22 protein-coding genes and 1 tRNA gene are annotated in these 25,093 nt (G+C 69.1%); 11 read left to right on the top strand and 12 right to left on the bottom strand.

Annotated elements, in window-relative coordinates:
• Positions 1-10: 10 nt before the first annotated feature.
• From ACYVIO_RS17560 to ACYVIO_RS17545, 4 genes are read right to left on the bottom strand one after another with little or no spacing between them, the layout of a single operon-like run.
• Positions 11-2,053 carry a hypothetical protein gene (locus ACYVIO_RS17560; RefSeq protein ID WP_460651847.1) on the bottom strand — a complete coding sequence of 681 codons (2,043 nt, stop codon included), beginning with the start codon at positions 2,051-2,053 and terminating at the stop codon, positions 11-13.
• 38 nt (positions 2,054-2,091) lie between these two features.
• The gene (locus ACYVIO_RS17555) at positions 2,092-3,393 is read right to left on the bottom strand and encodes an ABC transporter substrate-binding protein (protein ID WP_460651846.1); all 1,302 of its coding nucleotides are present in this window, start codon (positions 3,391-3,393) and stop codon (positions 2,092-2,094) included.
• A gap of 23 nt (positions 3,394-3,416) precedes the next feature.
• Positions 3,417-4,295, bottom strand: a complete 879-nt coding sequence (locus ACYVIO_RS17550) for a carbohydrate ABC transporter permease (RefSeq protein ID WP_460651845.1) — start codon at positions 4,293-4,295, stop codon at positions 3,417-3,419.
• The gene (locus tag ACYVIO_RS17545; protein ID WP_460651844.1) at positions 4,285-5,187 is read right to left on the bottom strand and encodes a carbohydrate ABC transporter permease; all 903 of its coding nucleotides are present in this window, start codon (positions 5,185-5,187) and stop codon (positions 4,285-4,287) included. Before ACYVIO_RS17545 ends, ACYVIO_RS17550 begins: the two co-directional genes overlap by 11 nt.
• A 204-nt stretch (positions 5,188-5,391) precedes the next feature.
• On the opposite strand from ACYVIO_RS17545, the gene ACYVIO_RS17540 reads away from it, so the two are divergent.
• Positions 5,392-6,393: a LacI family DNA-binding transcriptional regulator gene (locus ACYVIO_RS17540; RefSeq protein WP_460651843.1), complete on the top strand. Its 1,002-nt coding sequence runs from the start codon at positions 5,392-5,394 to the stop codon at positions 6,391-6,393.
• Here the strand turns inward: ACYVIO_RS17540 and ACYVIO_RS17535 are convergent.
• Positions 6,390-8,096 carry an aminotransferase class V-fold PLP-dependent enzyme gene (locus tag ACYVIO_RS17535; RefSeq protein ID WP_460651842.1) on the bottom strand — a complete coding sequence of 569 codons (1,707 nt, stop codon included), beginning with the start codon at positions 8,094-8,096 and terminating at the stop codon, positions 6,390-6,392. The genes ACYVIO_RS17540 and ACYVIO_RS17535 overlap by 4 nt on opposite strands.
• A 153-nt stretch (positions 8,097-8,249) precedes the next feature.
• Here ACYVIO_RS17535 and tenA point away from each other — a divergent pair, with 153 nt between their 5' ends.
• From tenA to ACYVIO_RS17495, 8 genes are all read left to right on the top strand, one after another.
• On the top strand, positions 8,250-8,918 hold the full coding sequence (gene tenA / locus ACYVIO_RS17530) for a thiaminase II (RefSeq protein ID WP_460651841.1): 669 nt from the start codon (positions 8,250-8,252) through the stop codon (positions 8,916-8,918).
• A complete protein-coding gene (locus tag ACYVIO_RS17525; RefSeq protein ID WP_460651840.1) occupies positions 8,915-10,468 on the top strand; it encodes a phytoene desaturase family protein in 1,554 nt (517 codons plus the stop codon). Before tenA ends, ACYVIO_RS17525 begins: the two co-directional genes overlap by 4 nt.
• A gap of 76 nt (positions 10,469-10,544) precedes the next feature.
• A tRNA-Lys gene (locus ACYVIO_RS17520) sits at positions 10,545-10,620 on the top strand.
• 248 nt (positions 10,621-10,868) lie between these two features.
• Positions 10,869-12,119 carry a chymotrypsin family serine protease gene (locus ACYVIO_RS17515; protein ID WP_460651839.1) on the top strand — a complete coding sequence of 417 codons (1,251 nt, stop codon included), beginning with the start codon at positions 10,869-10,871 and terminating at the stop codon, positions 12,117-12,119.
• A gap of 148 nt (positions 12,120-12,267) precedes the next feature.
• Complete coding sequence (locus tag ACYVIO_RS17510; RefSeq protein WP_460651838.1) at positions 12,268-13,653, top strand: S41 family peptidase; 1,386 nt, start codon at positions 12,268-12,270, stop codon at positions 13,651-13,653.
• 322 nt (positions 13,654-13,975) lie between these two features.
• The gene (locus tag ACYVIO_RS17505; protein ID WP_460651837.1) at positions 13,976-14,758 is read left to right on the top strand and encodes an AfsR/SARP family transcriptional regulator; all 783 of its coding nucleotides are present in this window, start codon (positions 13,976-13,978) and stop codon (positions 14,756-14,758) included.
• Positions 14,759-14,779: 21 nt separating this feature from the next.
• The gene (locus ACYVIO_RS17500) at positions 14,780-15,565 is read left to right on the top strand and encodes an inositol monophosphatase family protein (protein ID WP_460651836.1); all 786 of its coding nucleotides are present in this window, start codon (positions 14,780-14,782) and stop codon (positions 15,563-15,565) included.
• Between the two features lie 33 nt (positions 15,566-15,598).
• Entirely contained in the window at positions 15,599-16,786 is a 1,188-nt protein-coding gene (locus tag ACYVIO_RS17495; protein ID WP_460651835.1) for an MFS transporter, read from the top strand.
• Here ACYVIO_RS17495 and ACYVIO_RS17490 read toward each other — a convergent pair.
• Positions 16,754-17,263: a sugar O-acetyltransferase gene (locus tag ACYVIO_RS17490; protein ID WP_460651834.1), complete on the bottom strand. Its 510-nt coding sequence runs from the start codon at positions 17,261-17,263 to the stop codon at positions 16,754-16,756. The genes ACYVIO_RS17495 and ACYVIO_RS17490 overlap by 33 nt on opposite strands.
• A 90-nt stretch (positions 17,264-17,353) precedes the next feature.
• On the opposite strand from ACYVIO_RS17490, the gene ACYVIO_RS17485 reads away from it, so the two are divergent.
• Complete coding sequence (locus ACYVIO_RS17485; RefSeq protein ID WP_460651833.1) at positions 17,354-18,271, top strand: LysR family transcriptional regulator; 918 nt, start codon at positions 17,354-17,356, stop codon at positions 18,269-18,271.
• On the opposite strand, the gene ACYVIO_RS17480 is transcribed toward ACYVIO_RS17485, so the two are convergent.
• The 5 genes from ACYVIO_RS17480 to ACYVIO_RS17460 form a co-directional block, all read right to left on the bottom strand.
• Positions 18,240-19,109, bottom strand: coding sequence for an RNA polymerase subunit sigma-70 (locus ACYVIO_RS17480; protein ID WP_460651832.1), 870 nt, complete (start codon positions 19,107-19,109; stop codon positions 18,240-18,242). The two genes, ACYVIO_RS17485 and ACYVIO_RS17480, sit on opposite strands and share 32 nt — an antisense overlap.
• Positions 19,106-19,930 carry an alpha/beta hydrolase gene (locus tag ACYVIO_RS17475; RefSeq protein ID WP_460651831.1) on the bottom strand — a complete coding sequence of 275 codons (825 nt, stop codon included), beginning with the start codon at positions 19,928-19,930 and terminating at the stop codon, positions 19,106-19,108. Before ACYVIO_RS17475 ends, ACYVIO_RS17480 begins: the two co-directional genes overlap by 4 nt.
• 34 nt (positions 19,931-19,964) lie before the next feature.
• Positions 19,965-21,203 carry an RNA polymerase sigma factor gene (locus tag ACYVIO_RS17470; RefSeq protein WP_460651830.1) on the bottom strand — a complete coding sequence of 413 codons (1,239 nt, stop codon included), beginning with the start codon at positions 21,201-21,203 and terminating at the stop codon, positions 19,965-19,967.
• Positions 21,200-21,562 carry a YciI family protein gene (locus ACYVIO_RS17465; RefSeq protein WP_460651829.1) on the bottom strand — a complete coding sequence of 121 codons (363 nt, stop codon included), beginning with the start codon at positions 21,560-21,562 and terminating at the stop codon, positions 21,200-21,202. Before ACYVIO_RS17465 ends, ACYVIO_RS17470 begins: the two co-directional genes overlap by 4 nt.
• Positions 21,563-21,682: 120 nt before the next feature.
• Complete coding sequence (locus ACYVIO_RS17460) at positions 21,683-22,345, bottom strand: fasciclin domain-containing protein (protein WP_460651828.1); 663 nt, start codon at positions 22,343-22,345, stop codon at positions 21,683-21,685.
• 209 nt (positions 22,346-22,554) lie between these two features.
• Between ACYVIO_RS17460 and ACYVIO_RS17455 the strand changes: the two genes are divergently transcribed.
• Entirely contained in the window at positions 22,555-24,303 is a 1,749-nt protein-coding gene (locus ACYVIO_RS17455) for a cytochrome c biogenesis protein CcdA (RefSeq protein ID WP_460651827.1), read from the top strand.
• 7 nt (positions 24,304-24,310) lie between these two features.
• Here the strand turns inward: ACYVIO_RS17455 and ACYVIO_RS17450 are convergent, their stop codons facing one another.
• Positions 24,311-24,982 carry an HAD family hydrolase gene (locus tag ACYVIO_RS17450; protein ID WP_460651826.1) on the bottom strand — a complete coding sequence of 224 codons (672 nt, stop codon included), beginning with the start codon at positions 24,980-24,982 and terminating at the stop codon, positions 24,311-24,313.
• Between the last annotated feature and the right edge of the window lie 111 nt (positions 24,983-25,093).

Raw genomic sequence — 25,093 nt, 5'->3', positions numbered from 1 at the left:
CTCCTTGGATTCATGGTGAGCGGTGCAGTCCTTCGTGGCGGACAGTCCAGTCGCGAGGGAACGCGGGGGCGACACCGTCGGCGCCCGCCGCCATCAACGCGACCGCAGCAAGTAGACCGCCGTTGCCCGGCAGGTAGACCGGCAACGACGGCGTCTGCCGGTTGTGCCCGTTCGGCAGGAAGTCGTTCTTGGTGGCCTTGAGCAACAAAGCCTCGACCGCGAGCTCCGGCTCCCCGAGCCGCGCGGCCGTCATCGCGATCGCCGGGTAGTCCCACCCCCAGGTGCTCTCCCAGTCCCAGTCAGCCAGTACGCCGGACAACGTCCGCCGCATCACGTCCTGGTCGACGTACGAGGTGTCCGGCACCAGCCCGAGCGCGTAGAGCATCGACGGATGATCCCCGCGCACGGTCCACGGCTCCCCGTCGATCGCCGCGTAGCACCCATCGCGAACCGGCGCGGGCACAAGCCCGTCGGCCACCTCGGCCCACCGCGGCTCCGGCGGCAGCCCGAGCTGCGCACGCCACTCCTGCGCAACGATCAGCGCCCACCGCCAGTACGCCAGCTCGAACGTCGGGTTCACCAACTCGCCCCGGATCGCCGAGTACGACTCCTGCGCCGGGATCAGCGGCGGCCCCAGCTGATACCCGCGCGCGGTCTTCACCGCGTACGACGCCATGAACTCCGCGCTCTCCAGCACGAGCTGCCCGTACCGCTCGACCGCGTCCGCCGATCCCGTACGCCGAATCAGCTCCGCCAGGTAGATCGGATGCGGCTGCTGCCAGACCAGGAACGGCCCGATGCTGCTCGGGCTCTCCCGCCCGTCCGGCGCGACCTGTTTCGGCCACCGCACGCCGTCGTACCCCTGAAGCCGCGCGGTCTCCCGCGCCACCGGCAGGATCCGCTCGTACCAGCCAAGGCTTCGCACGAGCAGCTCGCCCCTTCCCCACAAGGCGAAATGCGCGCCGTGCCACCAGTGCATCTCGAGATGAAACCGCCCGCGCCAGCTGTTGCACACCAGCCCGGTCTCCTGCGGCGGCAAGGATCCCGCGCAGTTGATCGCCGTCAGGTACTGCGAGAGCACCACCCGCCGCTCGACCTCTACGGCTCGCGCATCCCCGTCCAACGAGACAGCCGCCCCGGACTCCCAAAACCTCTCCCACGACTGGCGGCAGTCCGCTTCGATCTCCTCGAACCCGCGCGGCACCTCCCGCCGCTCCCCCGAGAACTGAACCCGCAGCTCCAGAACCTCGGCCGTTGCCCTGAGCAAGAACTCGTGCGTCCCGATCTGCTCCAGCCGCGCATCCTCCGCGCCGACGGTCACCCAGTACCGCGTGCCGTCCAGCCGCCGCTCGAACTGCCAGCCACCGGCAACCTCGTCCACCGTCGTCGTGTGCTCCCCGGGCCGGTCCCAGTCCGCGCCGTTGCTCCACGCCCCCGACCCGTACGGGAAGGCGAAGCGCACGCCGAGTCGCGCCATCGTCTCGACCCGTACGGCGACCACGTCGTCCTCCGGCGCGCACACCGTCCGCACCCGCACCGCATGCCCGTCGACGACGAACGAGCTGTCGACCACTCCGCCCCAAAGATCCAGCCGCTGTCGAGCATCGACGACCTCCCCCGGGAGCACGAACCCGATCTGCCCCAGCTCGAGCCGATGCGGATTGGCCCGCAACCACTCCTCGGCCGGCGTCTGCCCCGGCTCGGAGGTCGTCCCGAGGTCCATCTCGCCGCCCAGATCGACGTACGGCACCGGCCCGCGCGGCGTCGAGTACGTCCGCCGCGTCTCGTCCAGCTCGTACGACCCCGGAAAGCTGTGCCACCCCCACTGCGACAGCGTCCCCAGCAGCGACCCGCCCGGATCGTCGCCGGTCCGAGGCGCCACCGGATACCGCTCCGGCCAGGTCTGCAACCCCGTCACGTCCACGGTGAAGCAGAACTCCCCGTTCCCCACCGACAACGGTGACTCCGGCACGACGCCCAGCACCTGTACGTCGTGCCGCCCCACCAAGGCCCGCCGATCGATCCCGGCACCAGACGCGACCGTCCCAGGCACCGGCTCCACCGGCGCCTGGGACGTGGACGGGTCGACCGTCACTGAATCGCCGCCCCCAGGTCCTCGAGGAACCGCTTCGCGCCCTGTGCCGGGGTCTGCCGGTTGAACAACACCTCGGCATTCGTCCGCTCCAGGATCTTCACGCTCTCCGTCGACCCGGTCGGCCCGATGATCAGCGCCGGCCCGACCTTGGGCGCGATCGCCGCGATGAAGTCGGCGGACGCGGCCTCGTCCTTCGGCAGCGACGGCTTGACCGCGGCGAGGACCTCGGAGTTCGCCGGGATGCCACGGTTCGCCAGCGTGATCTTGCCCGCGGCCGGGTCGTTCACCAGGAAGTTGACCAGCTTCGCGGCCGCCTCCTGGTGCTTGGTCCGCGCGCTGATCGTGTAGATCTGCGAGGCCTGCAACCACATCCCCGGCTTGGTCGCCGCGCCCTCACCAGGAGCGCGCAGCAGCTGCAGCTCCGAACCCGATGCCTTGCGCAACGACCCGAGCTGGTTCGTCCAGTCCAGCTGCATCCCGGCCAGCCCGCGCCCCATCAGGCTCTGCTCCGGCGCCGGCTGCCCGACCAGTTCCGACGTCACCGCGGCCGGCGGCGTCGCACCCGCGTCCCGCAGCCCGGTCGTCATCGTGAACCAGTCGGTCAGCGTCTGCTCGCTCACCCCGACCTTGCCGTCCTGGGTGTAGAGCGACTCACCCCGCTGCCGCGCGTACAGATCCAGTACGTCGGCGCTCGTCGGGTCCTCCGCGCCGTACGTCCCCTTCGGCGCCGCCTTCGCGATCTGCTCGGCGATCCGCTGGAAGTCGTCCCACGTCCAGGTGCTGTCGTCCGGCAACGCGACCCCGGCCGCCTTGAACACCTTGGGGTTCACCACCACGCCGAACGCGTTCACCCCCGTCGGTACGCCGTACTGCTTGTCGTCGAAGTTGCCGTTGGACAGCGACGCCGCGTCGATCTTGTCGGTCTTCAGCGTGTCCTTGACCTCGGCCAGGTCGAGCAGCGCGCCGCGGTCGCCGTACTCCCGCGGGTACGCGCCGCCGAGCGTGATCACGTCCGGCGCGTCGTTGGCCGCGACGCTGGTCGCCAGCTTGTCGAAGTACCCGTTGAAGTCGCCGTACTCCGGCTTGACCGTGATGCCCGGATTGGCCGTCTGGAACGCGTCGATCGCCTTCTGGGTCAGCGCGGCGCGGTCCGCGTTACCCCACCAGGAGAACCGCAGCGTGACCGCTGCGTTCGGGTCGTCCGAAGCACCGCCGGAGTCTCCGCCACAACCCGTGAGCGCGAGCAGCAGACCGGCCACACCGAGTGCGGCGATCCGCCGGTACGACGAATGCTTCATGATCGTGGTCCTTTGTCCGGTGGTCATTTGAGCCCCGTGGTGGCGATGCCGCGGGTGAGGTAGCGCTGGCCGGCCAGGAAGAAGCCGAAGATCGGCACCAGCGCGACCACCGACATCGCGAACAGCGGTCCCCACGACGTCCCGCTCTGGGCGTCCATGAAGGAGCGCAGCGCGACCGGCACCGTGTACTTGTCCGGGTCGGTGAGGAAGATCAGCTGGCTGAAGAAGTCGTTCCAGGTCCAGATGAACGTGAACACCGCGGACGTCGCCAGCGCCGGCAGGCACAGCGGCATCACGATCCGCGCGTAGATCCGGAAGTGCCCACAGCCGTCCAGCCGGGCCGCCTCGTCCAGCTCGCGCGGCAGCCCGCGGATGAACTGGACCATCAGGAACACGAAGAACGCGTCGTGGGCCAGGAACTTCGGCACCACCAGCGGGAGGATCGTGTTGATCCAGTCCAGCTTCGAGAACAGCACGTACTGCGGCACGATCAGCACGTGGATCGGCAGCATGATCGTGCCGAGCATCAGCGCGAACCACAGCTTCTTCAGCGGGAACTCGACCCGGGCGAACGCGTACGCCGCCAGCGAGCAGGTCAGCAGGTTGCCGACGATCGCCAGCACCGCGATCAGCGCCGAGTTCAGCAGGTAGTGCTCGAACGGGTGCGCGAGCGCCGTCCAGCCCTCGGTGTAGTTGCTGAACTGCACCTTGCTAGGCAGCAGCGACGGCTCGCGGAAGATCACCTCGGTCGGCTTGAACGAGCTCGACAGCAGCCAGAGCAGCGGGTAGAGCATCACGAAGCCGAAGAGGATGATCATCGCGTGCTTGAGCAGGCCCTTGCCGCGCGGTTCGGTCCCGGGCGGGCGGCCTGCGCGGACCCGGGTCAGCGTCTCACTCGTCACCGTAGAACACCCATCGCTTGGCGAACAGGAAGTTGATCGCGGTCAGTGCGGCGATGATCGCCAGCAGCACCCAGGCCATCGCCGACGCGTAGCCCATGTGGAAGGAACCGAAGCCCTCGTCGTACAGGTAGAGCGTGTAGAGCAGCGTCGAGTCGGCCGGGCCGCCGGTGCCGCCACTCACCACGAAGGCCTGCGTGAAGCTCTGGAACGCACCGATCACCTGCAGCACCAGGTTGAAGAAGATGATCGGGGTCAGCAGCGGGATCGTGATGTGCGCGAACGTCGTCCACCGGCCGGCGCCGTCGACGGCGGCCGCTTCGTAGTACGAGGCCGGGATCTGTCGCAGACCGGCCAGGAAGATCACCATCGGCGCACCGAAGGTCCAGCCGTTCAGCAGGATCAGCGTGCCGAGTGCGAAGTCGGGGTGCGCGACCCAGCTCTGGCCCTCGATGCCGACCTTCGCCAGGACGTCGTTGACCAGGCCTTCCTGGCCGAAGATCTGCCGCCACAGGATCGCGATCGACACGCTGCCGGCCAGCAGCGACGGCAGGTAGAAGACCGAGCGGTAGAAGCCGAGGCCGCGGATGCCCTTGTTCAGCACGATCGCCAGGCCGAGCGCCATCAGCAGCTGCAGCGGGACCGAGATGAACACGTACTGGAAGGTGACCAGCAGCGACTTGTGCAGCCGCCGGTCGGTCAGCATCTCCTGGAAGTTGGCCAGGCCGACCCACTCCGGCGGCTTCAGCAGCGAGTAGTCGGTGAAGGCCAGGTACAGCGAGGCGAGGATCGGGCCGAGCGTGATCGCCACCAGGCCGATCAGCCACGGTGTCAGGAACAGGTAGCCGGTGACCGCGTCGCGACGGCGCCGGCTGTACCGCGTGTAGGGGCTCAACGCCTCACCTCCGGATCGAGTAACCGGTTTCTAGCAGGCCAGCTTGAAACGTGTCAATGCCTCACCAACGACAGCGAAAATGTTTCGTTACAAGGGTTTGGTTGTCCACAGATCGTCGAGAGACCGGTTTCCCAACGCGGCTATCCGGGGCTATCTTGGCCGTGCCCGGCGGCATGCGTCGCCGGGTCCGAGGGGAGGAACGCGGTGGATCAGAACGCCAGGGTGTCGGCCAACATCAAGCTGGTCGCCGAGGCCGCGGGCGTGTCCCGGGCGACGGTCTCGCGGGTGATGAACGGCCGCGCCACGGTCGCGCCCGAGCTCGCCGAGCGGGTGCTCACGGCGGCTCGCGCGCTGGACTACGCGCCGAGCCAGGTCGCCCGCAGTCTGGCCCTCGGCCGTACGGCGACGATCGCGCTGATCGTGCCCGACCTGTCCAACCCGATGTTCCAGGACGTACTGCGCGGCCTGAGTCTGGCGGCCGGCGCCGACGGGCATCGCCTGTTGATCGCGGAGTCGAACGAGCAGGTCGAGGACGAGGAGGTGCTCGCACTCGAGGCCCGTCGGCGCTGCGACGGCGTCGTACTCGCGTCTCCTCGCCTGCCGACGGCCGATCTCGAACGACTCGTGCCGCAGCTCGCGCCGCTCGTGCTGATCAACCGCAAGCTCCCCGGCGTACCGTCGCTGTCCGTCGACTACGCGGCCGGCATCCAGGATCTCGTCGCCCACCTGCTCTCACTCGGCCACCGCCGCATCGTGTACCTGGCCGGCCCACCACCCAGTACGTCGAACCGCGAGCGTCTCGACGCACTGCTCCAGCTCTCCGAGCAGGGCCGCGCGTTCGAGCTGATCCAGGTCGCCTGCGGAGCGACCTTCGAGAACGGCCACGCCGTCGCCGGCGCGGTCGCCAGCAGCGGCGCGACCGCGGCCGTCGCCTTCAACGACATGGTTGCCTTCGGCGCCCTCAGCGGCCTCCACGAGCTGGGCGTCTCCGTCCCCGGCCAGATCTCCATCACCGGCTTCGACGACATCCCCTTCGCCCGCTTCACCACTCCACCCCTCACCTCGGCCGCCGTCCCCCGCAACACCCTCGGCAACCAGGCCTGGCAACAACTCCACGCCCAACTCACCGCCCAAGGCGCCCCCGAAGCCACCGACTTCCGCCCCCGCCTCCTGGTCCGAGGCAGCACCGGCCGGACCAACGGCTAGCGAACCACCGGGGACAGGCAGCTGCTCGGGAGGTCGAACCAGCGGAGGTGGTCGAAGTCCGTGTTGACCGTGCCCTCGGCCTCGGTGTCGGCGTGCTGGCAGGCTTCCAGCAACTCGCGGGCCTCGGTCAGGTAGCCGTCCAGGGCTGACTCCGGCGCCGTGGTGTTGTGCCGCGGATACCGCAGCGCGCCGTCCCGGTCGTACCCGACCTGCGACAACCGCATCGGCGGCTCGACCGGGCCGCGGTGATGCCGCCAGAGCCCGTTCGACGGGTCGAAGCGGTAGTCGCCGAGCAGCCGCCAGCCCTCCTGCGCGACCAGGCGGACCGCCTCCACGACGTACGCGAAGACCGCTTCCGAGATGAAGTAGTTGAAGTTGACCCGCACCCAGCCGGGCTTGATGCCCTCGCACCCGTGCTCGATCTCCTCGGCGAACTCCGCCGACCGCGCCAGGTCGATGTTGAGCAGCGTGTGCCCGTACGGGCCCGCGCACGAGCATCCGCCGCGCGACTGAATGCCGAAGAGGTCGTTCAGCAGCGCGACGACGTAGTTGTGGTGCAGGTACCGACCGGACGGCGCCTTCACCACGAACGACACGATCGACAGCCGCTCGGAGTCCAGGTTGCCGAGGATCTCCAGGTTCGGCTCGGCCCGCCACGCCTCGACCGCGCGCCGCAGGTACGCGTCCTCGTGCGCCCGGATCACGTCGATGCCGACCGCCTGCTTGAGCTGGAACACCAGCCCGGCCCGGATCGACTCGATGATCGCCGGCGTCCCGCCTTCCTCGCGGTGGATCGGGTCCTCGAGGTAGCGGTGCTCGGTCGGGTTCACGTACGCGACCGTGCCACCACCCGGTACGTCGGGCACGCGGTTGCGCAGCAGTTCCCGGCGCGCGACCAGCACCCCGGGCGTCCCGGGTCCGCCGATGAACTTGTGCGGGCTGAGGAAGATCGCGTCCTTGTATGCCAGCGGGTCGTCGGCCTGCCCGCCGTACATGTCGATCTCGATGTACGGCGCGGCCGCGGCGAAGTCCCAGAACGACAGCGCGCCGTACCGGTGCAGCAGCGCGGAGACCCGGTGCGTGTTGCTGACGATGCCGGTCACGTTGCTGGCGGCCGAGAACGAGCCGATCTTCAGCGGGCGGTCGGCGTACTCGACGAGCCTGGACTCCAGCAGCGGGATGTCGATGTGCCCGTCGGCGTCCTGCCCGATCACGATCACGTCGGCGATCGACTCCCGCCAGGGCAGCTCGTTGCTGTGGTGCTCGTACGGCCCGATGAACACGACCGGCCGCTGCGCCCGCGGGATCTCGTCGCTCAGGTGGTACTCGTCGTCGAGCTGCGCCGGGATCCGCAGCCCGAGCACGCCGATCAGCTTGTCGATCGCGCCGGTCGCGCCGGAGCCGCAGAAGATCACCGCGGTCGCGTCGTCACCGCCGACGCTGTCGTGGATGATCCGCCGGGCGTCCTCGCGCAGCCGCGTGGTCTGCAGGCCGGTGCCGCTGGACTCGGTGTGCGTGTTCGCGTATCGCGGCAGCACCTCCTCGCGGATGAAGTCCTCGAGGAACGTCAGCGCGCGGCCGGACGCGGTGTAGTCGGCGTACGTGACCCGGCGTGGTCCGTACGGGCCGGGCATCACCTGGTCGTCGCCGATCACGGAGGCGCGGATCCGGCGCAGCAGCGGGGTGTCGGGCGGCATGCTCATGGCAGGACCGTACGGCGGCCGGATAGACGGCGCGTCGACGTCCGATCGTTGTTCCCCCATGGCTCAGGGTACGGCCGGGGAGTGATTTTCGTCTCGTGTACGCCGGGCGCGCGATCGCTAGGGTCGTGGCAGTCGAGCGCGAGGAGATCGAGGATGACGTTTTCCACCGAACTGTGGGACGCCGGGGCCGCCAAGGTGTACGCCGAGATCCTCCGGCACCCGTTCATCACCGGGCTCACCGACGGGACGCTGCCGCACGACAAGTTCCGGTACTTCATCATCCAGGACAGCCACTACCTGCGCGCGTACTCGCGCTCGCTGGCGCTGACCGCCGCCCGGGCCACGGACGAGGACGCGGTCAGCATGTTCGCGCGGCACGCGGCCGAGGCGATCGACGTCGAGCGTGAGCTGCACACGTCCCTGCTCGGGTCGCTGGGGCTGACCTCGGCCGATGTCGACGCGACCGGTTCGGGGCCGACGACCACGGCGTACATGTCGTACCTGACGGCGGTCTGCGCGACCGGCACGTACGCCGAGGCGGTGGCCGCCGTACTGCCGTGTTACTGGATCTACCGCGACGTCGGTCGGGAGCTGCTGAAGCAGTCGTCACCGGACCCGGTCTACGCCGAGTGGATCGCGTCGTACGGTTCCCCCGAGTTCGACGCGGTCGTAGAGTCGGTGCTGGCGGTGACGGACGCACTCGGCGCCGAGGTCGGCCCGGGCGAACGCGATCGTTGCCATCGGCACTTTTCCACCACGACCCGGTACGAGTGGATGTTCTGGGACGCCGCGTACCACGAACTGGAGTGGCCGGTCCGATGAGGGATTTCTACGACGTCGTGATCGTCGGCGGCGGGCACAACGGCCTGGTCGCCGCGGGGTACCTGGCGGGCGCCGGCCTGAGCACGCTCGTCGTGGAGCAGCAGTCGCACACCGGCGGCGCCGCGGTGAGCCAGCAGGTCTTCCCCGGGGTCGACGCGCGGCTGTCGCGCTACTCGTACCTGGTCAGCCTGCTGCCCGACAAGATCGTCGCCGACCTGGGCCTGTCGCTGCAGCTCCGGTCGCGCTCGGTCGCGTCGTACACGCCGGTACGCCGGGGCGGCCGCGACCTCGGGCTCATGGTCGACCGCCCCGAGGGCGCTGCGACTCGGGCCGCCTTCGCTGACCTGACCGGGAGCGATGCCGAGTACGACGCGTGGCAGCAGTTCTACGGGTCGGTCTCGGAGCTGGCCGCGGTGATCGCGCCGACCCTGCTGGAGCCGCTGGAGTCAGCCGCGTCCCTGCGGCAGCGGGTCGACCCGGTGCTGTGGGAGGAGCTCGTCGAGCGGCCGCTCGGGGAGACGATCGAGCGGCGGTTCACCGACGACACCGTGCGCGGTGTGGTCGCGACCGACGGTGTGATCGGGACGTTCGCCCGGCTGCGCGACGAGTCGCTGCTGCAGAACCGGTGCTTCCTCTACCACCTGATCGGCAACGGCACCGGCGAGTGGCGGGTTCCGGTCGGCGGCATGGGCGCGGTGACCGACGCGCTGCTCGACGCCGCTCGACGGGCCGGCGCCTCGGTGGTGACCGACGCGGCCGTCTCCGCGATCGAGGCCGACGGCACCCGCGCCGCGGTGACCTGGCTCGGCGGTGACGGAGAGCGAACCGTCGACTGCTCGTACGTGCTCGCGAACGTGGCGCCTTTGGTCCTCGACCGCCTCCGCGGCCGCGCCGCCGGTCCTGTGCCTGAGGGCTCGCAACTGAAGATCAACCTGCTGCTCTCCCGGCTCCCCCAGCTGAAGTCCGGCGACGACCCGCGCCGGGCCTTCGCGGGGACCTTCCACATCGACGAGGACTACAGCCAGCTCGAGACCGCGTACGCCGAAGCCGCGGCCGGCGAGCTCCCCGCCGTACCGCCGTCGGAGGTGTACTGCCACTCCCTCACCGACCCGTCGATCCTGAGCCCCTCGCTCGTGGCCTCGGGCCACCACACCCTTACCGTCTTCGGCGTCCACTTCCCCACCCGATTGTTTGCCCAGGACAACGAAGCCGCCCGCGCCGAGTCGGTCCGCCGCGTCCTCGCCGGCCTCGACAACCACCTCGCCGAACCCCTCGAGTCCTGCATCGCCCTCGACGCCGACGGCAACCCCTGCATCGAGGCCAAAACCCCCGTCGACATCGAGTCCTCGGTCGGCATGCCCGGCGGCCACATCTTCCACGGCGACCTCCAGTGGCCCTGGTCCGACGACGACGCCGGCGCCGGCCGCTGGGGCGTCGAAACCGACGTCGCCAACCTCCTCATCTGCGGCTCCGGAGCCCGCCGAGGCGGCGCCGTCAGCGGCATCGGAGGCCACAACGCAGCCCAGGCGATCCTCTCCCTCCACCCCTGACCCAGGCACCCCAATACCGATTTTTCTTCTCCCCCAATCCCCTGCTACTGTTCTCTTCGTTCGAAGGAAACAACACGCGCCGCTAGCTCAATTGGCAGAGCAGCTGACTCTTAATCAGCGGGTTCGGGGTTCGAGTCCCTGGCGGCGCACCAGCATCGAGGCCCAGGCAGACATCGCATCTGTTCCTGGGCCTTTGTGCGTTCCGGGGAGCTTTCACAAGCCGTCACTGTGGGTCACGTCACACTTGCGCTGCATCGTCGCGCCGGCCGCCTCCTGGTGAGAATCTCGGCGCCGTCGTCGGTGATGATTTCCGCGGCGGTTAGACGGTGCTCGAAGACATGGGACGAGCTGGCGCCGGGTGCGACGCTGCAGCCTTCTGCGAGGGCTGGAGAGGATTCGCGTGAGGCGCAATCGTGTGGTGTTGCTGCTGGCAGTGGCTTGGGTCGCTGCGGTGGGGCTTGTGCAGGGGGAAGCGGCTGGGGCGGTCCCGGCAGACGGCAAGCCGGCTGCGGAGAAGCCCGGGGCGCCGGCCGGTCTGCCGGAGGCGGATCGGGTGTCGATCGAGCGGCAGGTGCCGATGACGCAGGTGGCCAACGAGATCAGGAACCTGGTCGAGAACGGCGCGGGTGAAGGGTTCGCGGGGCTGCAGGCCGCCGGCGACGTACTGCAGTTGTGGTGGAAGGGCACTGCCGTGCCCGCGTCGATCCAGGCGGTCGCGACGAAGTCGCCGGTCAAGGTCGAGGTGAAGGCGGCGCAGTACTCGAAGAAGGAGCTCAAGTCGGCGTCGACGCAGCTGATGAAGTCCGACGGGATCAAGAACGGTGGCCAGGTGCACGCCGTGAAGCTGCCGTTCGACGGCAGCGGGCTGACCGCCGTGGTCGGGCCTGGGGACTCGAAGGTGCTGGCGGCCCGGGTCGGCGTACCGGTGCAGGTGGTGGCCGAGAAGATGCTGGATCTCGAGTGGGGACGGTGTGACGACAGCGCGCCCTGGTACGGCGGGAACGCGATCTACAACCAGAGCGTGGCGGGCAACGGGAGCGGCTGTCCGGGGCTGCCCGGACGGGTGTACCACTGCTCGACGTCGTTCGGTGTGACCTTCAACGGACGCGAGTACCTGCTGACCGCCGGTCACTGCGGCGGCCCGATGGAGTACTTCGGGAACACGAACCTGAGCACGACCGGCGCGGTGGGACGGGCTGCCGCGGAGCACGTCGGCCATGACCTGATGATCGTCACCGCCGATGCCACCGGCCGGATCTGGGACGGCGGCGCCGCCCAGCAGGGCTACAGCAAGGCGATCGCGGGCTGGGTCTGGAGCTACGGCGGGCAGGACCTGTGCCACTCGGGCGCGACGACCGGCACGCGGTGCGCGCACAAGGTCGACAGTGCCTACACCACTCTGTGCGGCACCGACATCCACGGACCGTCCGAGTGCTACGACGACCTGATCTCGGCGAAGGGCGGCGACCCCACCGCCGGCGGGGACAGCGGCGGCGCCTGGTTCGCGCCGGCCGACGCGAGCTGGTCGAAGCTGGTCGCGGTCGGATCCCACACCGGCTCGATCAGCAATGTCTGGGGCCACTGGATGGTGTTCCAGGACTTCGGCACCGCCACCCGCGACTTCCCCGGCCTCACCGTGATCACCGGCTGAAGCCCCTTGCGCAGCGAGGCGTTCCAGACATCCTGGAACGCCTCCTGCGCGTGCACCGTGGCAGTTCTGGTCTAGTGGGCTTAGGTCTACCCCCGCTGGGGTAGTCGCTCCCTGTCTCGGCCGACCGGCCTCGACCAGAGTTTGCGGTATGAACCTCAAGACTGTGCGACCGTCGCGTCGCGTACTTCTGGCCGTCGGGCTCGCAGCCGGCCTGGTGGCCACCCCGCTGTCCCCTTCGTCGGCCGCCACAGCGTCCACCTCGCTGGACGGCATCTGGCAGATGGACGGCTACGGCACAACCGTTGCCGTCAGCAAAGGCCGGGCCACCCTGTACTCGACCACCAGCATCAGCTGCACCCCTGCGGGTGAGTACCTGCAGTCCGGCAACCGATTCACCGCGGACGGAGAGCAGGCCTTCACCATCCAGGTCCGCCGCGACCGCGCGGTGATGCATGTCGAAGGCAACGTCGGCGACAAGCAGTTGCGGCGTACGGCGAAACTGCCCAAGCTCTGCACGGTGCCCGGGGCAACAGGACCGCTCGCGGTCTTCGACCAGTTCTGGACGACGTACGCCGAGAACTACCCGTTCTTCCAGGCGAAGGGGATCGACTGGAACGCCGTCCGGGCCAAGTACCGGCCGCAGGTGAGAGCGACCATGCCCGACGCCGCCCTGTTCGACCTGCTGGTCACGATGATCAAGCCGCTCGGCGACGCGCACACCGCGCTCCGGACCCCCGACGGCAAGGCGTTCCCCGGTGTTCGTCCGGGGACTGTGCTGCCGGACGAGGACCTCGAGGCGAAGATCCGTCCCTACATCGAGCAGACCGCGCTGAAGGGTGTCGAGTTCACCTCCTACGCGAACGAGCGGATCGGGTACGCCGACCTGCCGGGCCGGATCGGCTACCTGCGCGTGATCGCCTTCCTCGGCTACGGCAACATCCCCGACTACAACGCCGAGCTGAAGACGCTGACCGAGACCCTCGACACGATCCTCACCAAAGACCGCACCACCGGACCGAACAAGCTGAAGGGCCTCGTCGTCGACCTCCGCCTCAACGGCGGCGGTTCCGACCAGCTCGCGCTGGACGTCGCGGCCCGGCTGACCGACCGCCCGTACTTCGCCTACTTCAAGCGAGCCCGCAACAACCCGTACGACGCGAGCGCCTTCACCGCGCCGCAGCCGCTGTTCGTCACCCCGTCCGGGCGCACGACGTACACCGGCCCGATCGCGCTGCTGACCGGCGGCTCACAGATGAGCGCCGGCGAAACCTTCACCCAGGCCATGATGAACCGGTCCCCGCGCCCGGTGCGCATCGGCGAGAACACCCAGGGAGTCTTCTCCGACGTCCTGCAGCGGACCCTGCCCAACGGCTGGGAGTTCATCGTCCCGAACGAGGAGTTCCGCACCATCAACTGGAAGTCGTACGACGGCCCAGGCATCCCGCCGGACATCCGCCGCCCTGTCTTCACCCGAGCCGAGCTGACCGGGCACAAGGACTCCGCCTTCACCACCGCCGTCAACCTGCTTCGTTAGCTGGTGTCATCTGCCCCTCCCACAGCTGACACGATGGGCGCATGCCCGTTCACGAAGGCTTCAGGAACCAGCGGATCGTTGTCGTTCCCCGGCCGCTGGTGACGGAAGCTCTGGCGCGGCCGGTGACCCGGAGGCTTGTCGTGACCGTCGCGGGGTACTTTCCGACGGCCTTTACCGTGCTCAGCTTGGTCCCTGCGGGTCTCGTGAGCTGAATCGCCGCCGTCTGCGGCGCCCGGTATCCGAACAGTTGCTGTTCGGTTGATCCGATGGCGGAGCGGCGACGTGTGATCAGTGAGTCTTCGCCGGGTGAGGGGTGAACGCAGTGTCCGAGATCAGGTTCGAGTTCCTCCGGCCGCCGCGTGCTTGGTGCGGTGAGCTCCCGGTACAGCTGGGTCCGGCGCGTCAGCAGGGCGTTCTCGCCGTACTGGCGCTGAACGCCAATCGTGAGTTCACCAGCGACGAACTGCTCACCGCGGCGTGGGACGAGGACCAGCCGTCGTCCGGCGCGAAGGTCGTTGCCTCGTACATCTATCGGATCCGCAGACTGCTCCCCTGCCCCAAGTTGCTGCAGACGGCACCGCACGGCTACCGGCTCTGCTTGCGGGCCGACCAGACAGATGTCGGCCAACTGGCGATCTTGCTTGCCGAGGCCAGGACTGCGCGCGCTGCGAACGACCTCGAGTACGCCGTCTGCCGCCTCACGTCAGCTCTCGACCTGTACGGCGGCGAGCCTCTGGGCGGCCTGCCCGGCAGGTACCTGGAGTCACAACGCCGCAAGCTGCGCGAGCTCCACCGCCAGGTCCAGTGCGAACGCATCGACCTCGCCATCCGCTTCGGCGGTCTCAACGACGCGCTCGCCGAACTGGTCGAGGTCGCTACCCAGGACCCTTTGGACGAACGCGTTGCCGGCCTGCTGATGCACGCCTGGCACCTCGACGGACGACCGTCGTCAGCACTCGAGGTCTACCAGCGGACCCGCAACGCCCTCATCCAGGAACTCGGCATCGAGCCCGGCCCCGAGCTGCGATCACTACACCGCTCCATCCTGTCCAACTCGGTCGGCACAGCCTGCTGCGACCACCACTGCACGAAACGCGCCGGCTGACCGGGGGTGTTGGATGGCGGCATGGGTGTTTCTGATGCCGAGCTGGCGATCGCGGCAGCTGAGGCCGGGGCCGCGGCGGTACGGGGCAAGTACGGGACTTCAGTGGAACGGCACGAGAAGTCAGGGATGGACTTCGCAACCGACGCTGACCTCGAAGCCGAGCAGGCGATCCTCGATGTGATCCGAATCGCCAGGCCGTCGGATGCGGTCGTCGGCGAGGAGTACGGCGCTTCCGGGGAGGTTGATGCGCGGAGGCGCTGGCTGGTGGACCCCTTGTGCGGGACGCTCAACTTCGCTGCGCGGACGCCGCTCTTCTCGGTCAACGTCGCCTTACAGGTCGACGGGGAGGCCGTCGTCGCAGCCGTCGCCGATCCGATGTCGGGCGAGATCTTCTGGACGGATGGACAGACGACGGGCGTACGGCGCGAAGGTGCCGACACGCAGATGAAGCCGTCGGCGGACTCACGTCTCGTGGACGTCAACGTCGACCCGATCGCCGGCGGCGGCTTCCTCGGCGCGCGGCTGCTGGCGGACCGTGCGTTGGGGACGGCCTTCGGCCCGCGGGTCTTGTCGACCACGTTGGCCGTCGCCTGGGTCGCCGACGGCAGGCGCGCGGCGTACGTGACAGACGGAGACCTACGCGACAGCGTGCACTTCGCGGCTGGTCTTGCGCTGTGTCAGGCGGCCGGTTGCGTCGTCACGGACCTTCGTGGCCAGCCCCTCCACACCGGCCCCGGCGTCATCGCCGCTGCCGACGACAAGACCCATGCGGCCCTTCTCGAGATCATCGCCCGTCAGTGGGCTTGACCTCAACTTTGGTTCAGGTGTGATGCTCGGGCGATGCTGGTCGAACCGGAGCAGGCTGCCCGCGGGAAGCTGCTGCTCGTCCTCCTTCTCGGCTCCACGCTGACGGTGATGGCCGGGGCGATCCTGGCGCCGATCCTCGAGCTCGTCCGCCGGGATCTGGACCTGAGCGAGACCCAGACCGGCCTCGTGCTGACCACGCACGCGGCGTCCCTGGCGATCGTCAGTCCGTTCATCGGCCGCGCGATCGACCGCTTCGGCGTCCGGGTGACGCTGTCCGCCGGGCTGGTCCTGTACGGCGTGGCCGGCGGCGCGGGCCTGGTGACGAGCGACTACCCCGCCCTGCTGATCAGCCGCCTGGTCTTCGGCATCGGCGCGGCCGCGGTCTTCACCGGCACCACGCTGCTCCTGCTCGAGTCCTTCGACGGCGCCGCGCGGGATCGCGCGATGGGCTGGAGGTCGTCGGCCATCAGCCTCGGCGGCCTGATCTGGCCGATCGCCGGCGGCGCGCTCGGCAGCCTGTCCTGGCACGCGCCCTTCGCGATCTACCTCGTCGGCGTACCACTCGGCATCCTCTGCCTCACCGCGCTGCCCCGCCGGAACGGATCGCAACCCGGCGCGGCAGCTCAGGGATCCCTCATGGCATTCGTCCTCAAAAGGCCGACGGTGATCCTCTACTACCTGATGCAGCTCGCCAGCTCGTTCCTGCTGTACGCCGTACTGATCTTCCTCCCGCTACGCCTCGGCGAAGTCGGCGTCACGAAGCCGCTGCTGGTCGCACTCTGCACCGCGATCCTGTCCGCGGCCATGACCGTCGTCGGCCTCTCGTACGCCACGCTTCGCAGAGCGATCAGCGACGTCAGACTGCTGCGCACAGCCTTCCTGATCTGGGCCATCGCCCTGGCCGGCCTCGGCATCGCCCGCGAACCCGCGCTGATGGTCGGCGCCGCCGCGGTCTTCGGCCTGGGGATGGGGATCGTCGTCCCGACCCTGACTCTCCTCATCGGCGAGACCGCGCCCGTCGAGCTTCGCGGCCGGGCGACCGCCGTACTGGCGACCATCACCTTCGGCGGCCAGGTGATCGTCCCCCTGCTCCTCGGCCCCCTGGCCGCGGCGACCTCCACCCAGACCACCTTCACCGCCGCCGCAGCACTGGCGGCCGGGTTCCTCCTGGTGATCAATCGTCGAGCCCTAGCGGATGGATCGCACCACCCGCGCCGGTGAGCCCACGGCAAGAGTGCCTGCCGGTACGTCGTGCGTGACGACCGCTCCGGCGCCGATCACCGAGTCGTCCCCGATCGTCACCCCCGGCAGGATCATCGCCGAGGCACCGATCCAGACGTTCCGCCCGATCCGGATCGGCGCCGCGGTGATCCCTCTCCGCCGCTCCGCCGGCGCGACCGGGTGCCCGGAACTGATCAGACTGACGTCCGGCCCGAACATCACCTCATCCCCGATCTCGATCCCCCCGATGTCGTTGAACCGGCACCCCTGGTTGACGAACACGTTGCGGCCGAGCCGAATGTTGATCCCGTGATCGGAGTACACCGGCGGAATGAGGTGAAAGGTCTCGTCGACGGGTTGCCCGGTCAGTTCGGCCCAGACGGTCAGGATCGCGGGCTGGTCGTCGTACGGCAGCTTGTTGAGTCGTTCGGTCAGGCGAATCGCTCGGACCACGCGCTCACGAAAGGAAAGTTCCATGGCAACCACCCAAGCAACCGCCAGAACAAGCGCGCAAACAACCGTCAGTCCCCGCCGCACAACGTCCAGTTGTCCACCTACAGTGTCCGCGTGGACCTCGAGGCCGTGCGGACGTTCGTGACCGCGACCGACGCCGGTCAGTTCCAGGCCGCCGCGGATCGGTTGCGCATCACGCAGCAGGCGGTGTCCAAGCGCATCGCGGCGCTGGAACGGGATCTCGGTGTCCAGCTGTTCATCCGGTCCCCACGTGGCGCTCAGCTGAGCGTTGACGGGCATGCGTTCCTGCCGCATGCCCGCGAGCTGCTCCAGGTCGCGCAGCAGGCGGAGGCGTCAGTGCGGACGGTACGACGCCCGCTCCGCATCGACGTCCTCAACCGCCGGACCGCGCCGGCCGCCGCGCTCCACGCCTTCCACCAGCTGCACCCCGACATCGAGCTCGACATCGTCGAGCTGCCGGACGCCGGGCTCGACGACGCCGTCCAAGCCGTTGCCGACGGCACCATTGACGCGACGTTCCGGTATCCGCGGTCCCCGATCACCCAGCCGGTACGAGCGGAGCGCGTCGTCGACGATCGGCACCAACTGCTGGTCGGCCCCCAGCACCCACTCGCCTCCGCAACCCAGCTCACGCTCGCAGACCTCACGCCGTACCGGATCTGGATGCCCGGCCTGCCGGCGGACACGGAGTGGGGTTCGTACTACGACGCCCTGGCGGCTGCCTTTGCCCTGAGCATCGACACCACAGGACCGAGCTTCGGCATCGAGGTACAACTGGACGAGCTCGCCGTCTCCGCCGACCTGGCCACACTCATCGGCGAAGGCACCCGCTACCTCTGGCCTGAGGCGTACGACCTCCGCCGCATCCCGATCGCCGACCCGGTCCCTGTCTACCCGCACTCGATCATCTGGCGAGCCGACAACCGCCACCCGGGCCTGGCCGCCTTCCTCAACCACCTCCGCACGGCTCGATCAGCCGTCATCGACCAGTCCACGTGGGTTCCCGCCTGAACCGCTCGACCAGTTCCGGGCCATCGAAGACCGTCACCCCGGCGATCCCGTCGCGCCGAACGTCCAGCACTGCCAGCCCGTACGGCGTGCCTTTCCGGTAGGCGATCGCGGCGGGTTGTCCGTTGGCGACGGTCGGGATCATCTGCCAGTCGCCCGGCTCGCCCATCGCCTCCTGGAACACCGGCACACACTCGGACAAGCCGTCGTACCAGCGTCGGCCGGGCAGGATCTCCAGCTTGACGTCGGCGCGCAGGACTTCGATCAGTACGTCGACCTCCGCGTTCTGGAACGCCGTGACGTACGCGTCGAGGAACCGCCGCGCCTCGGCGGCGTCCGGCTCGACGATGTCGTCCGGCTGCAGGTCGGCGTCCTTCAACTGCGCGCGGGCCCGCTGCAGGCTGCTCTTGACCGCGGCGACCGACAGGTCGAGCATCTCCCCGACCTCAGCCGCCGGGAAGGCCAGCACCTCCCGCAGCAACCACACCGCTCGCTGGGGCGGTGGCAACAACTGCAGGCCCGCGACCAACGCCAGCCGGACGTCGTCGCGCGTGGCGGCGTACGGCTCCACCCACGCGCCGACCTGCTCCGACGCGTCCATTGCCGACGGCAACGTTCGCCGTCCCCGACCCTCCAGCGCCGTGAGCGACACGTTGGTCGTGATCCGGTACAGCCACGTCCGCACCGACGACCGCTGCTCGAACTTGTCCCAGGCCCGCCAAGCCCGCAGCAACGCATCCTGTACGGCGTCCTCCGCGTCCGCCCACGACCCGAGCATCCGGTAGGCGTACGCGACGAGCTCCCGCCGGAGGGGCTCCGTGGCCGTCGCGAAGTCGGTCATGCTCCCAGTATCTGTCGCAGCCATCCGCCCGCCCTTCCGATCGCGTCGTCGGCAGCCGTGGTGTTCCCGGCGGTCATCTGGAACGTGTGCAGCTCACCTGGGACCACATCGAGCCGTACGTCGACGCCGGCCGCGCGCATCCGCTCGGCCAGTAGCCGGCTGTCGTCGAGCAGGCTCTCCTCACTGCCGACCTGGACGTACGTCGGCGGCAGCCCGCGGTGGTCGGCGTACAACGGCGACGCCGTACGGGGCTCGGCTCCGGCCAGATAGCTGGCCGCGAGCCCGCGCACCAACTCCCGAGCGAAGAACGGATCGCTGCTCGTCTCGTACGAGTCGCCGGCTGCTTCCAGATCCGTCCAAGGCGAGATCAGGTACAACGCGCGAGGCCTCGGAAGCCCTTCGTCGCGCGCCCGCAAGGCCACGGCGAGCGCGAGCGTGCCGCCCGCGGAGTCCCCCACCAGCGCGACCGGATGCTTCGCAGCCAGTCGCCGGTAGACGCTGGTCACGGCATCGAGCTGGCTCGGGTAGACATGATCCGGGACCAGCCCGTACTCCACGGCGTACGCCGAAGTCCCCGCCGCGTTCGCGATGTGCCCGAACAGCTTGCGGTGCGTGGAGACCGACCCACTGACGAAGCCGCCGCCGTGGATCGACAGCAGCACGGCGTCGGTCGCCGGCGCCTCCGGCCGCAGCCAGAGGTCGTCGCCCACCCACTCCTGGCGGATCGCCTTCGGCTCGGCCGTCAGCTCCTCCCACGGGATCGAACGGTCGTCGGCAGCGGATCGCTGCCAGTGCTCACGGTTGATGTCCTGGTTGCTCATACGGACTAGACCCGGCCGGAGGCCAAAAGGAATCTCAGTCGCGCAAGTGAGCTTGGACCTCGGCGAGCCGGTCGGTGAGGAAGCTGCGTTCGACGTCGTTGTCGGTGAGGGCCAGGGCCTCCTGGTAAGCCTCGGCGGCCGGCTGCCAGGACCGGAGTTGGCGGAGGAAGTCGGCTCGGGCCGCGCTGAGATAGCTGTACGTCGCGAGCGCCGGGAGATCGAGCAGCGGATCGAGCTCGGCGAGGCCGGCGCGTGGGCCGTCGCGCAGGCCGATGGCGACCGCGCGGTTGAGCTCGACAACCGGAGTCGGCCACAGGGTGAGCAGTACGTCGTACAGGCCGACGATCTCGGACCAGTCGGTGTCCTGCCAGGTCGGAGCTTCGGCGTGGACCGCGGCGAGAGCGGCTTCGACGGCGTACCTCGTCGGCGGTTGCCGCCGAAGCGCGTCGGTCAGCAGGGCGACGCCTTCGCTGATCAGCGCGGTGTCCCACAGCCCCCGGTCCTGCTCCGCGAGCAGCAGCAGCTGCCCGCTGGTCGACACCCGCGAAGCTCGCCGCGCGTCGACGATCAGCATCAACGCGAGCAGCCCGCCGACCTCCGCGTCGGTCGGCATCAGCAGCCGCAGCAATCGGGCCAGGTCGATCGCGCACTCGACCAGATCCTGCCGAACGAGCTCGGCGCCGATCGGTGCGGTGTGGCCGGTGCTGAAGATCAGATGGACGACGTCGAGCACCGTGCGGACCCGCTCGGCCAGGTGATCCGCCGACGGAACGCGGTACGGGATGCCGGCCAGGCTGATCTTCTTCTTGGCCCGGGTGATTCGCGCGGCCATCGTCGACTCCTGCACCAGGAACGCGCGCGCGACCTCGGCCGTCGACAGGCCGCACACCAGCCGCAGCGTCAGCGCGACCCGCGCATCGGGGCCGAGCGCAGGGTGGCAGCAGGTGAAGATCAGCCGCAGCCGGTCGTCGTCGAGCCCGTCCTCGGGCCCGGGCACGGAGTCGTCAGGCACCAGCAACGGCAGCGCACGCCGTACGACGGACTCTCGGCGGAGCAGATCCCGGGCGCGGTTCCGCGCCGTGGTCGTGAGCCAGGCACCGGGCCGCTGCGGGATCCCGATCCGCGGCCAGGTCTCCAGCGCCTGGACGAATGCGTCCTGCGTGCACTCCTCGGCCAGGTCGAGGTCGCGGATCACCTGCGCGGTCGTGGCGAGCACCTGCGCCCACTCGCCGCGGTGGGCCTGCGCCACCGCGGCGACGACCTCATCGGTCATCCGTGCCCGACCACCGGGCGGATCTCGACCCCGCTGTGCGCCGCACGGACCTCCGGCAACAGCTCAGCCAGGGCGATCACCTCATCCAGGTCGGAGGCCTCCAGCAGGTAGTACCCGCCGACCGCTTCCTTGGTCTCCAGGAACGGCCCGTCCGTCGTCGTCACCCGCCCGGACGCGGCATCAGTCCGTACGACGGTCGCCGCGATCGACGAGAGCTCCAGCTCGTGCGCCGACAGGACCTTGTCCCCGGCCGCGGCCGCGAACTGCTCGTGCGCCGCGGAGTGCGCCTTCTCCTGCTCCGGCGTCATCGCCGCCCACTGCGCCGCGTCGCCGTAGATGAGCATCAGGTACTTCGCCATCGTGTCCGTCCCTTCGGGGTGCCGCCCGGGGTGAGCCGCCTACCTGAACGACGAGACCGACGGTACCGACATCGACAGTCCGGCCGAGAAATCTCGGCCGGACTGTCGTCGGGACGATCGTCAGGCTGCCGGGGGCATCAGGACGGTGTCGATCAGGTAGACGGTCGCGTTGGCGGTCTTCACGCCGCCGCAGATGACGTTGGCGTTGTTGACCTTCAGGTTGTCGCCGGAGCCGGTGACGGTCAGTTCCTGCTTCTCAGCGGTCGGGTGCTTGCCGACCACCGCGGTGGCGTCGAGCTGGCCCGGGACGACGTGGTAGGTCAGGATCTTGGTCAGCAGCGCACTGTCGGTCTTCAGCGTGTTGATCGTCGCGGCCGGGATCTTCGCGAACGCCGAGTCGACCGGCGCGAACACGGTGAACTGGTCGGAGTTCAGCGTCGAGACCAGGTTGACCTTCGGGTTCAGCTGACCCGACACCGAAGCCACCAGGGTCTTCAGCAGCGGGTTGCCCGCGGCAGCGCTGGCGACCGGAGCGGCAGCCATACCGTCGATCGAACCGGCGCCGGTGGCGTTGGCCTTGGCGTAGTCGGCACAGCCCGGGCCGACGAGGCCGGACATGTTGTCGGCCGACGGGGTCGCACTCGGGGTCTCGGCCGGCGCCGAGGACGAGGTGCTGGTCGACGGGCTGCTGCCGGCGTCGTCGCTGCCACCACAGGCAGCCGTTGCGAAGAGCAACGACACGGCGGCGGCCGAGATCGTGACGCGCTTGAGGGTGTTCGACATGGTGAAACTCTCTTTCGCTGAATGGAAGCCTGAGCCGCCTCCTGCGAACCGCAGCAGACATCGGTACTTCGGCGCCCTCAGCGGGGCGGATGGGTCCGGCGCGGAACTTTTTCCGTACGGCGCGGTAAGAGCGCCGTAACCATCCGCGGACCACCGCCGAACCGAAGAGGAGATGACCGTGCCGGAAACCCTCTGAGTTGGAGATCCCCATGCTGACGCTTGCCTTGATCGGACTGCTGGGTGGGCTGATCACCGGAGTCTCCCCGTGCGTCCTGCCGATGCTTCCGATCATCTTCTTCGCGGGAACAAACACCAAGGTCCCCTCAAAGGCCGGTACGACGGCCGCCGGCGACGTCCTGGTCGAGGAGCTCGAGGTCGGCAAGCCGCCGCGCGACTTCCGGCCGCTGAAGATCATCGCCGGGATCGTGGTCAGCTTCTCGCTGTTCACGCTGGCCGGTTCGGTCATCCTGTCCGCGCTCGGACTGCCCGACGACTTCCTGCGCTGGGGCGGCCTGACCATCCTGACGCTGGTCGGCCTCGGCCTGATCTTCCCCGCGCTCGGGCACTGGATCGAGAAGCCGTTCTACCGGCTGCCGAAGATCAACCGCAACAACAACGGCGCCTTCGTGCTCGGCCTTGGACTCGGCACGCTGTACGTGCCATGCGCCGGGCCGGTGCTCGCGGCGATCACCGTTGCCGGTGCCACCGGCAACGTCGGCTGGCGGACCGTCGTCCTGACCGTGTCGTTCGCGATGGGCGCGGCGCTGCCGCTGCTGATCTTCGCCTCGGCCGGGTCGCGGATCTCCCAGCGCGTCAAGGCCTACCGCGACCACCAGAAAGGCTTCCGCATCGGCGGTGGCGTCGTGATGATCCTGCTCGCGGTCGCGCTGGCCTTCAACGTCACCGACGTCATCCAGCGCTCGCTGCCGAGCTACACCAGCGGCCTGGAGAAGAAGGTCGCCGAGAACAAGACCGTCCAGGGCGCACTGGCTCCCGCGCTCGGAGCCGGTGGTGAGGAGCTGGCGAAGTGCACGCCCGGTGCCGCCGAGCTTGCTTCCTGCGGTACGGCGCCTGAGTTCACCGGGACTCAGAAGTGGTTCAACGGTCCGCCGGTGACACTGGCGGGACTGAAGGGCAAGGTCGTCCTGGTCGACTTCTGGGCGTACTCCTGCATCAACTGCCAGCGCGCGACGCCGCACCTGCTCGCGTGGGACGCGGTGTACAAGTCACTCGGGCTGCGGATCGTCGGCATCCACTCGCCGGAGTTCGCGTTCGAGAAGTCGGCGGGCAACGTCCAGTCGGCGATCAGCAAGGAGAAGATCGGCTACCCGGTTGGACAGGACAACAACCTGGCCACCTGGACGGCGTACCGCAACCAGTACTGGCCGGCCAAGTACCTGGTCGATGCCGAGGGCACCGTTCGGTCGATCAAGTTCGGCGAAGGCTCGTACGACCAGACCGAGAACCAGATCCGCGAACTGCTGACCGCCGCGAACCCCGGCGTGAAGCTGCCCGCGCCGGTCGACGGCACGGTCGAGGCCGACAGCGTCGGCGCCGCGGGGACCACGCCCGAGACCTACCTCGCGTACTCCCGCTCGACCAACCTGAACGGCACCGGCAAGCTCGTCCCGCGCAAGACCCCCACCGCGTTCGCCCTGAACCCGGCCCAGCCCGACGACACCTACAGCCTCGGCGGCAACTGGCTCGTCGGCCCCCAGGACGTCACTTCGACGAACGGCTCCCAGGCCCGCCTCAACTACAACGCCGCGAAGGTCTACCACGTCCTCTCCGGCCAAGGCACCGTCACCGTCTCCATCCCCGGCGAACCCGACAAGACCATCAGGGTCGCCGGTACGCCGAACGCCTACCAACTGGTCGACAAGCCGACCCAGGAACGCAAGACCATGACCCTCACCTACAGCGCCGGAGTCTCCGCCTTCACCTTCACCTTCGGCTGAGTCGGCCTCAAGCGGGCGATCCGACCAGGGCAGGAAGCTCGGCGAACGAACTGATCGCCGGGCCTGTCCAGGTCGGGTCGCTGTCCGCGTGCTCCGTCGTGCGAATGGCGTGCATGCCGAGCGCAACGGCGCCGGGTAGTTCGTCATCCGCGCCGTCGGCGACGTAGACGCACTCGGCCGGAGCGACGCCGAGTGCTTCGCAGGCCGCCAAGTAGATCGCGGCCTCCGGCTTGGCCGTGCCCAGCTCGGCGGAGAACGCCGTGAACTCGAAGTACGGCGCCAGCGCGCTGTCCGCCCACTGCAGCTGGGTCTCCGAGGTGATGTTGCTGACCAGGGCGATCCGCCATCCGAGGTCCCGCAGCGTTGCGAGAGCACTCAGCGTCGAGGCCGGAGCGGCCGCGATGAGTTGGCCGGCCAGGGCGCGGCGCAGGTCGGTCGCCTGGAGGAGCTGCTCGTCGGTTGGTTGACCGCCGCATCGGCGGGCGATCTCCCGCAGGGTGCTGGGCAGGTCGCCGTACGCGCCGATGAAGCGCTCGTACGCCGTGGCGCGGAAGGCCGCCGCGAACGCGTCGGGTTCTACGCCGAGGAGCTGGGCCATCTCGCGGTGCACCTTGTCGCGCTCGGCGTGACCGCCGGGGATCAGGGTGCTGAACAGGTCCACGAGCAGAGCACGGCGCATGCGCTCAACCTATCGGCAGCCGGATCGTGCAGGGAGTCAGCAACTCCGGAGATGGTTTGTGTTCATGCGTGGTGGCTACGTTGCAGTCCGGTTCGAGGACGGGAGCAGCGG

This window comes from Kribbella endophytica, assembly GCF_054781295.1.
This window is presented reverse-complemented; position numbering and strand designations above follow the sequence as displayed.

What these genes read in the sequence shown, in the direction of transcription:
- ACYVIO_RS17510 (WP_460651838.1), top strand. Translation starts at nt 12,268, where the DNA reads ATGAACCTCAAGACTGTGCGACCGTCGCGTCGCGTACTTCTGGCCGTC.
- tenA (WP_460651841.1), top strand. Translation starts at nt 8,250, where the DNA reads ATGACGTTTTCCACCGAACTGTGGGACGCCGGGGCCGCCAAGGTGTAC.
- ACYVIO_RS17480 (WP_460651832.1), bottom strand. Translation starts at nt 19,109, where the DNA reads ATGACCGACTTCGCGACGGCCACGGAGCCCCTCCGGCGGGAGCTCGTC.
- ACYVIO_RS17490 (WP_460651834.1), bottom strand. Translation starts at nt 17,263, where the DNA reads ATGGAACTTTCCTTTCGTGAGCGCGTGGTCCGAGCGATTCGCCTGACC.
- ACYVIO_RS17475 (WP_460651831.1), bottom strand. Translation starts at nt 19,930, where the DNA reads ATGAGCAACCAGGACATCAACCGTGAGCACTGGCAGCGATCCGCTGCC.
- ACYVIO_RS17500 (WP_460651836.1), top strand. Translation starts at nt 14,780, where the DNA reads ATGGGTGTTTCTGATGCCGAGCTGGCGATCGCGGCAGCTGAGGCCGGG.
- ACYVIO_RS17535 (WP_460651842.1), bottom strand. Translation starts at nt 8,096, where the DNA reads ATGAGCATGCCGCCCGACACCCCGCTGCTGCGCCGGATCCGCGCCTCC.
- ACYVIO_RS17525 (WP_460651840.1), top strand. Translation starts at nt 8,915, where the DNA reads ATGAGGGATTTCTACGACGTCGTGATCGTCGGCGGCGGGCACAACGGC.
- ACYVIO_RS17455 (WP_460651827.1), top strand. Translation starts at nt 22,555, where the DNA reads ATGCTGACGCTTGCCTTGATCGGACTGCTGGGTGGGCTGATCACCGGA.
- ACYVIO_RS17450 (WP_460651826.1), bottom strand. Translation starts at nt 24,982, where the DNA reads ATGCGCCGTGCTCTGCTCGTGGACCTGTTCAGCACCCTGATCCCCGGC.
- ACYVIO_RS17465 (WP_460651829.1), bottom strand. Translation starts at nt 21,562, where the DNA reads ATGGCGAAGTACCTGATGCTCATCTACGGCGACGCGGCGCAGTGGGCG.
- ACYVIO_RS17495 (WP_460651835.1), top strand. Translation starts at nt 15,599, where the DNA reads ATGCTGGTCGAACCGGAGCAGGCTGCCCGCGGGAAGCTGCTGCTCGTC.
- ACYVIO_RS17460 (WP_460651828.1), bottom strand. Translation starts at nt 22,345, where the DNA reads ATGTCGAACACCCTCAAGCGCGTCACGATCTCGGCCGCCGCCGTGTCG.
- ACYVIO_RS17470 (WP_460651830.1), bottom strand. Translation starts at nt 21,203, where the DNA reads ATGACCGATGAGGTCGTCGCCGCGGTGGCGCAGGCCCACCGCGGCGAG.
- ACYVIO_RS17555 (WP_460651846.1), bottom strand. Translation starts at nt 3,393, where the DNA reads ATGAAGCATTCGTCGTACCGGCGGATCGCCGCACTCGGTGTGGCCGGT.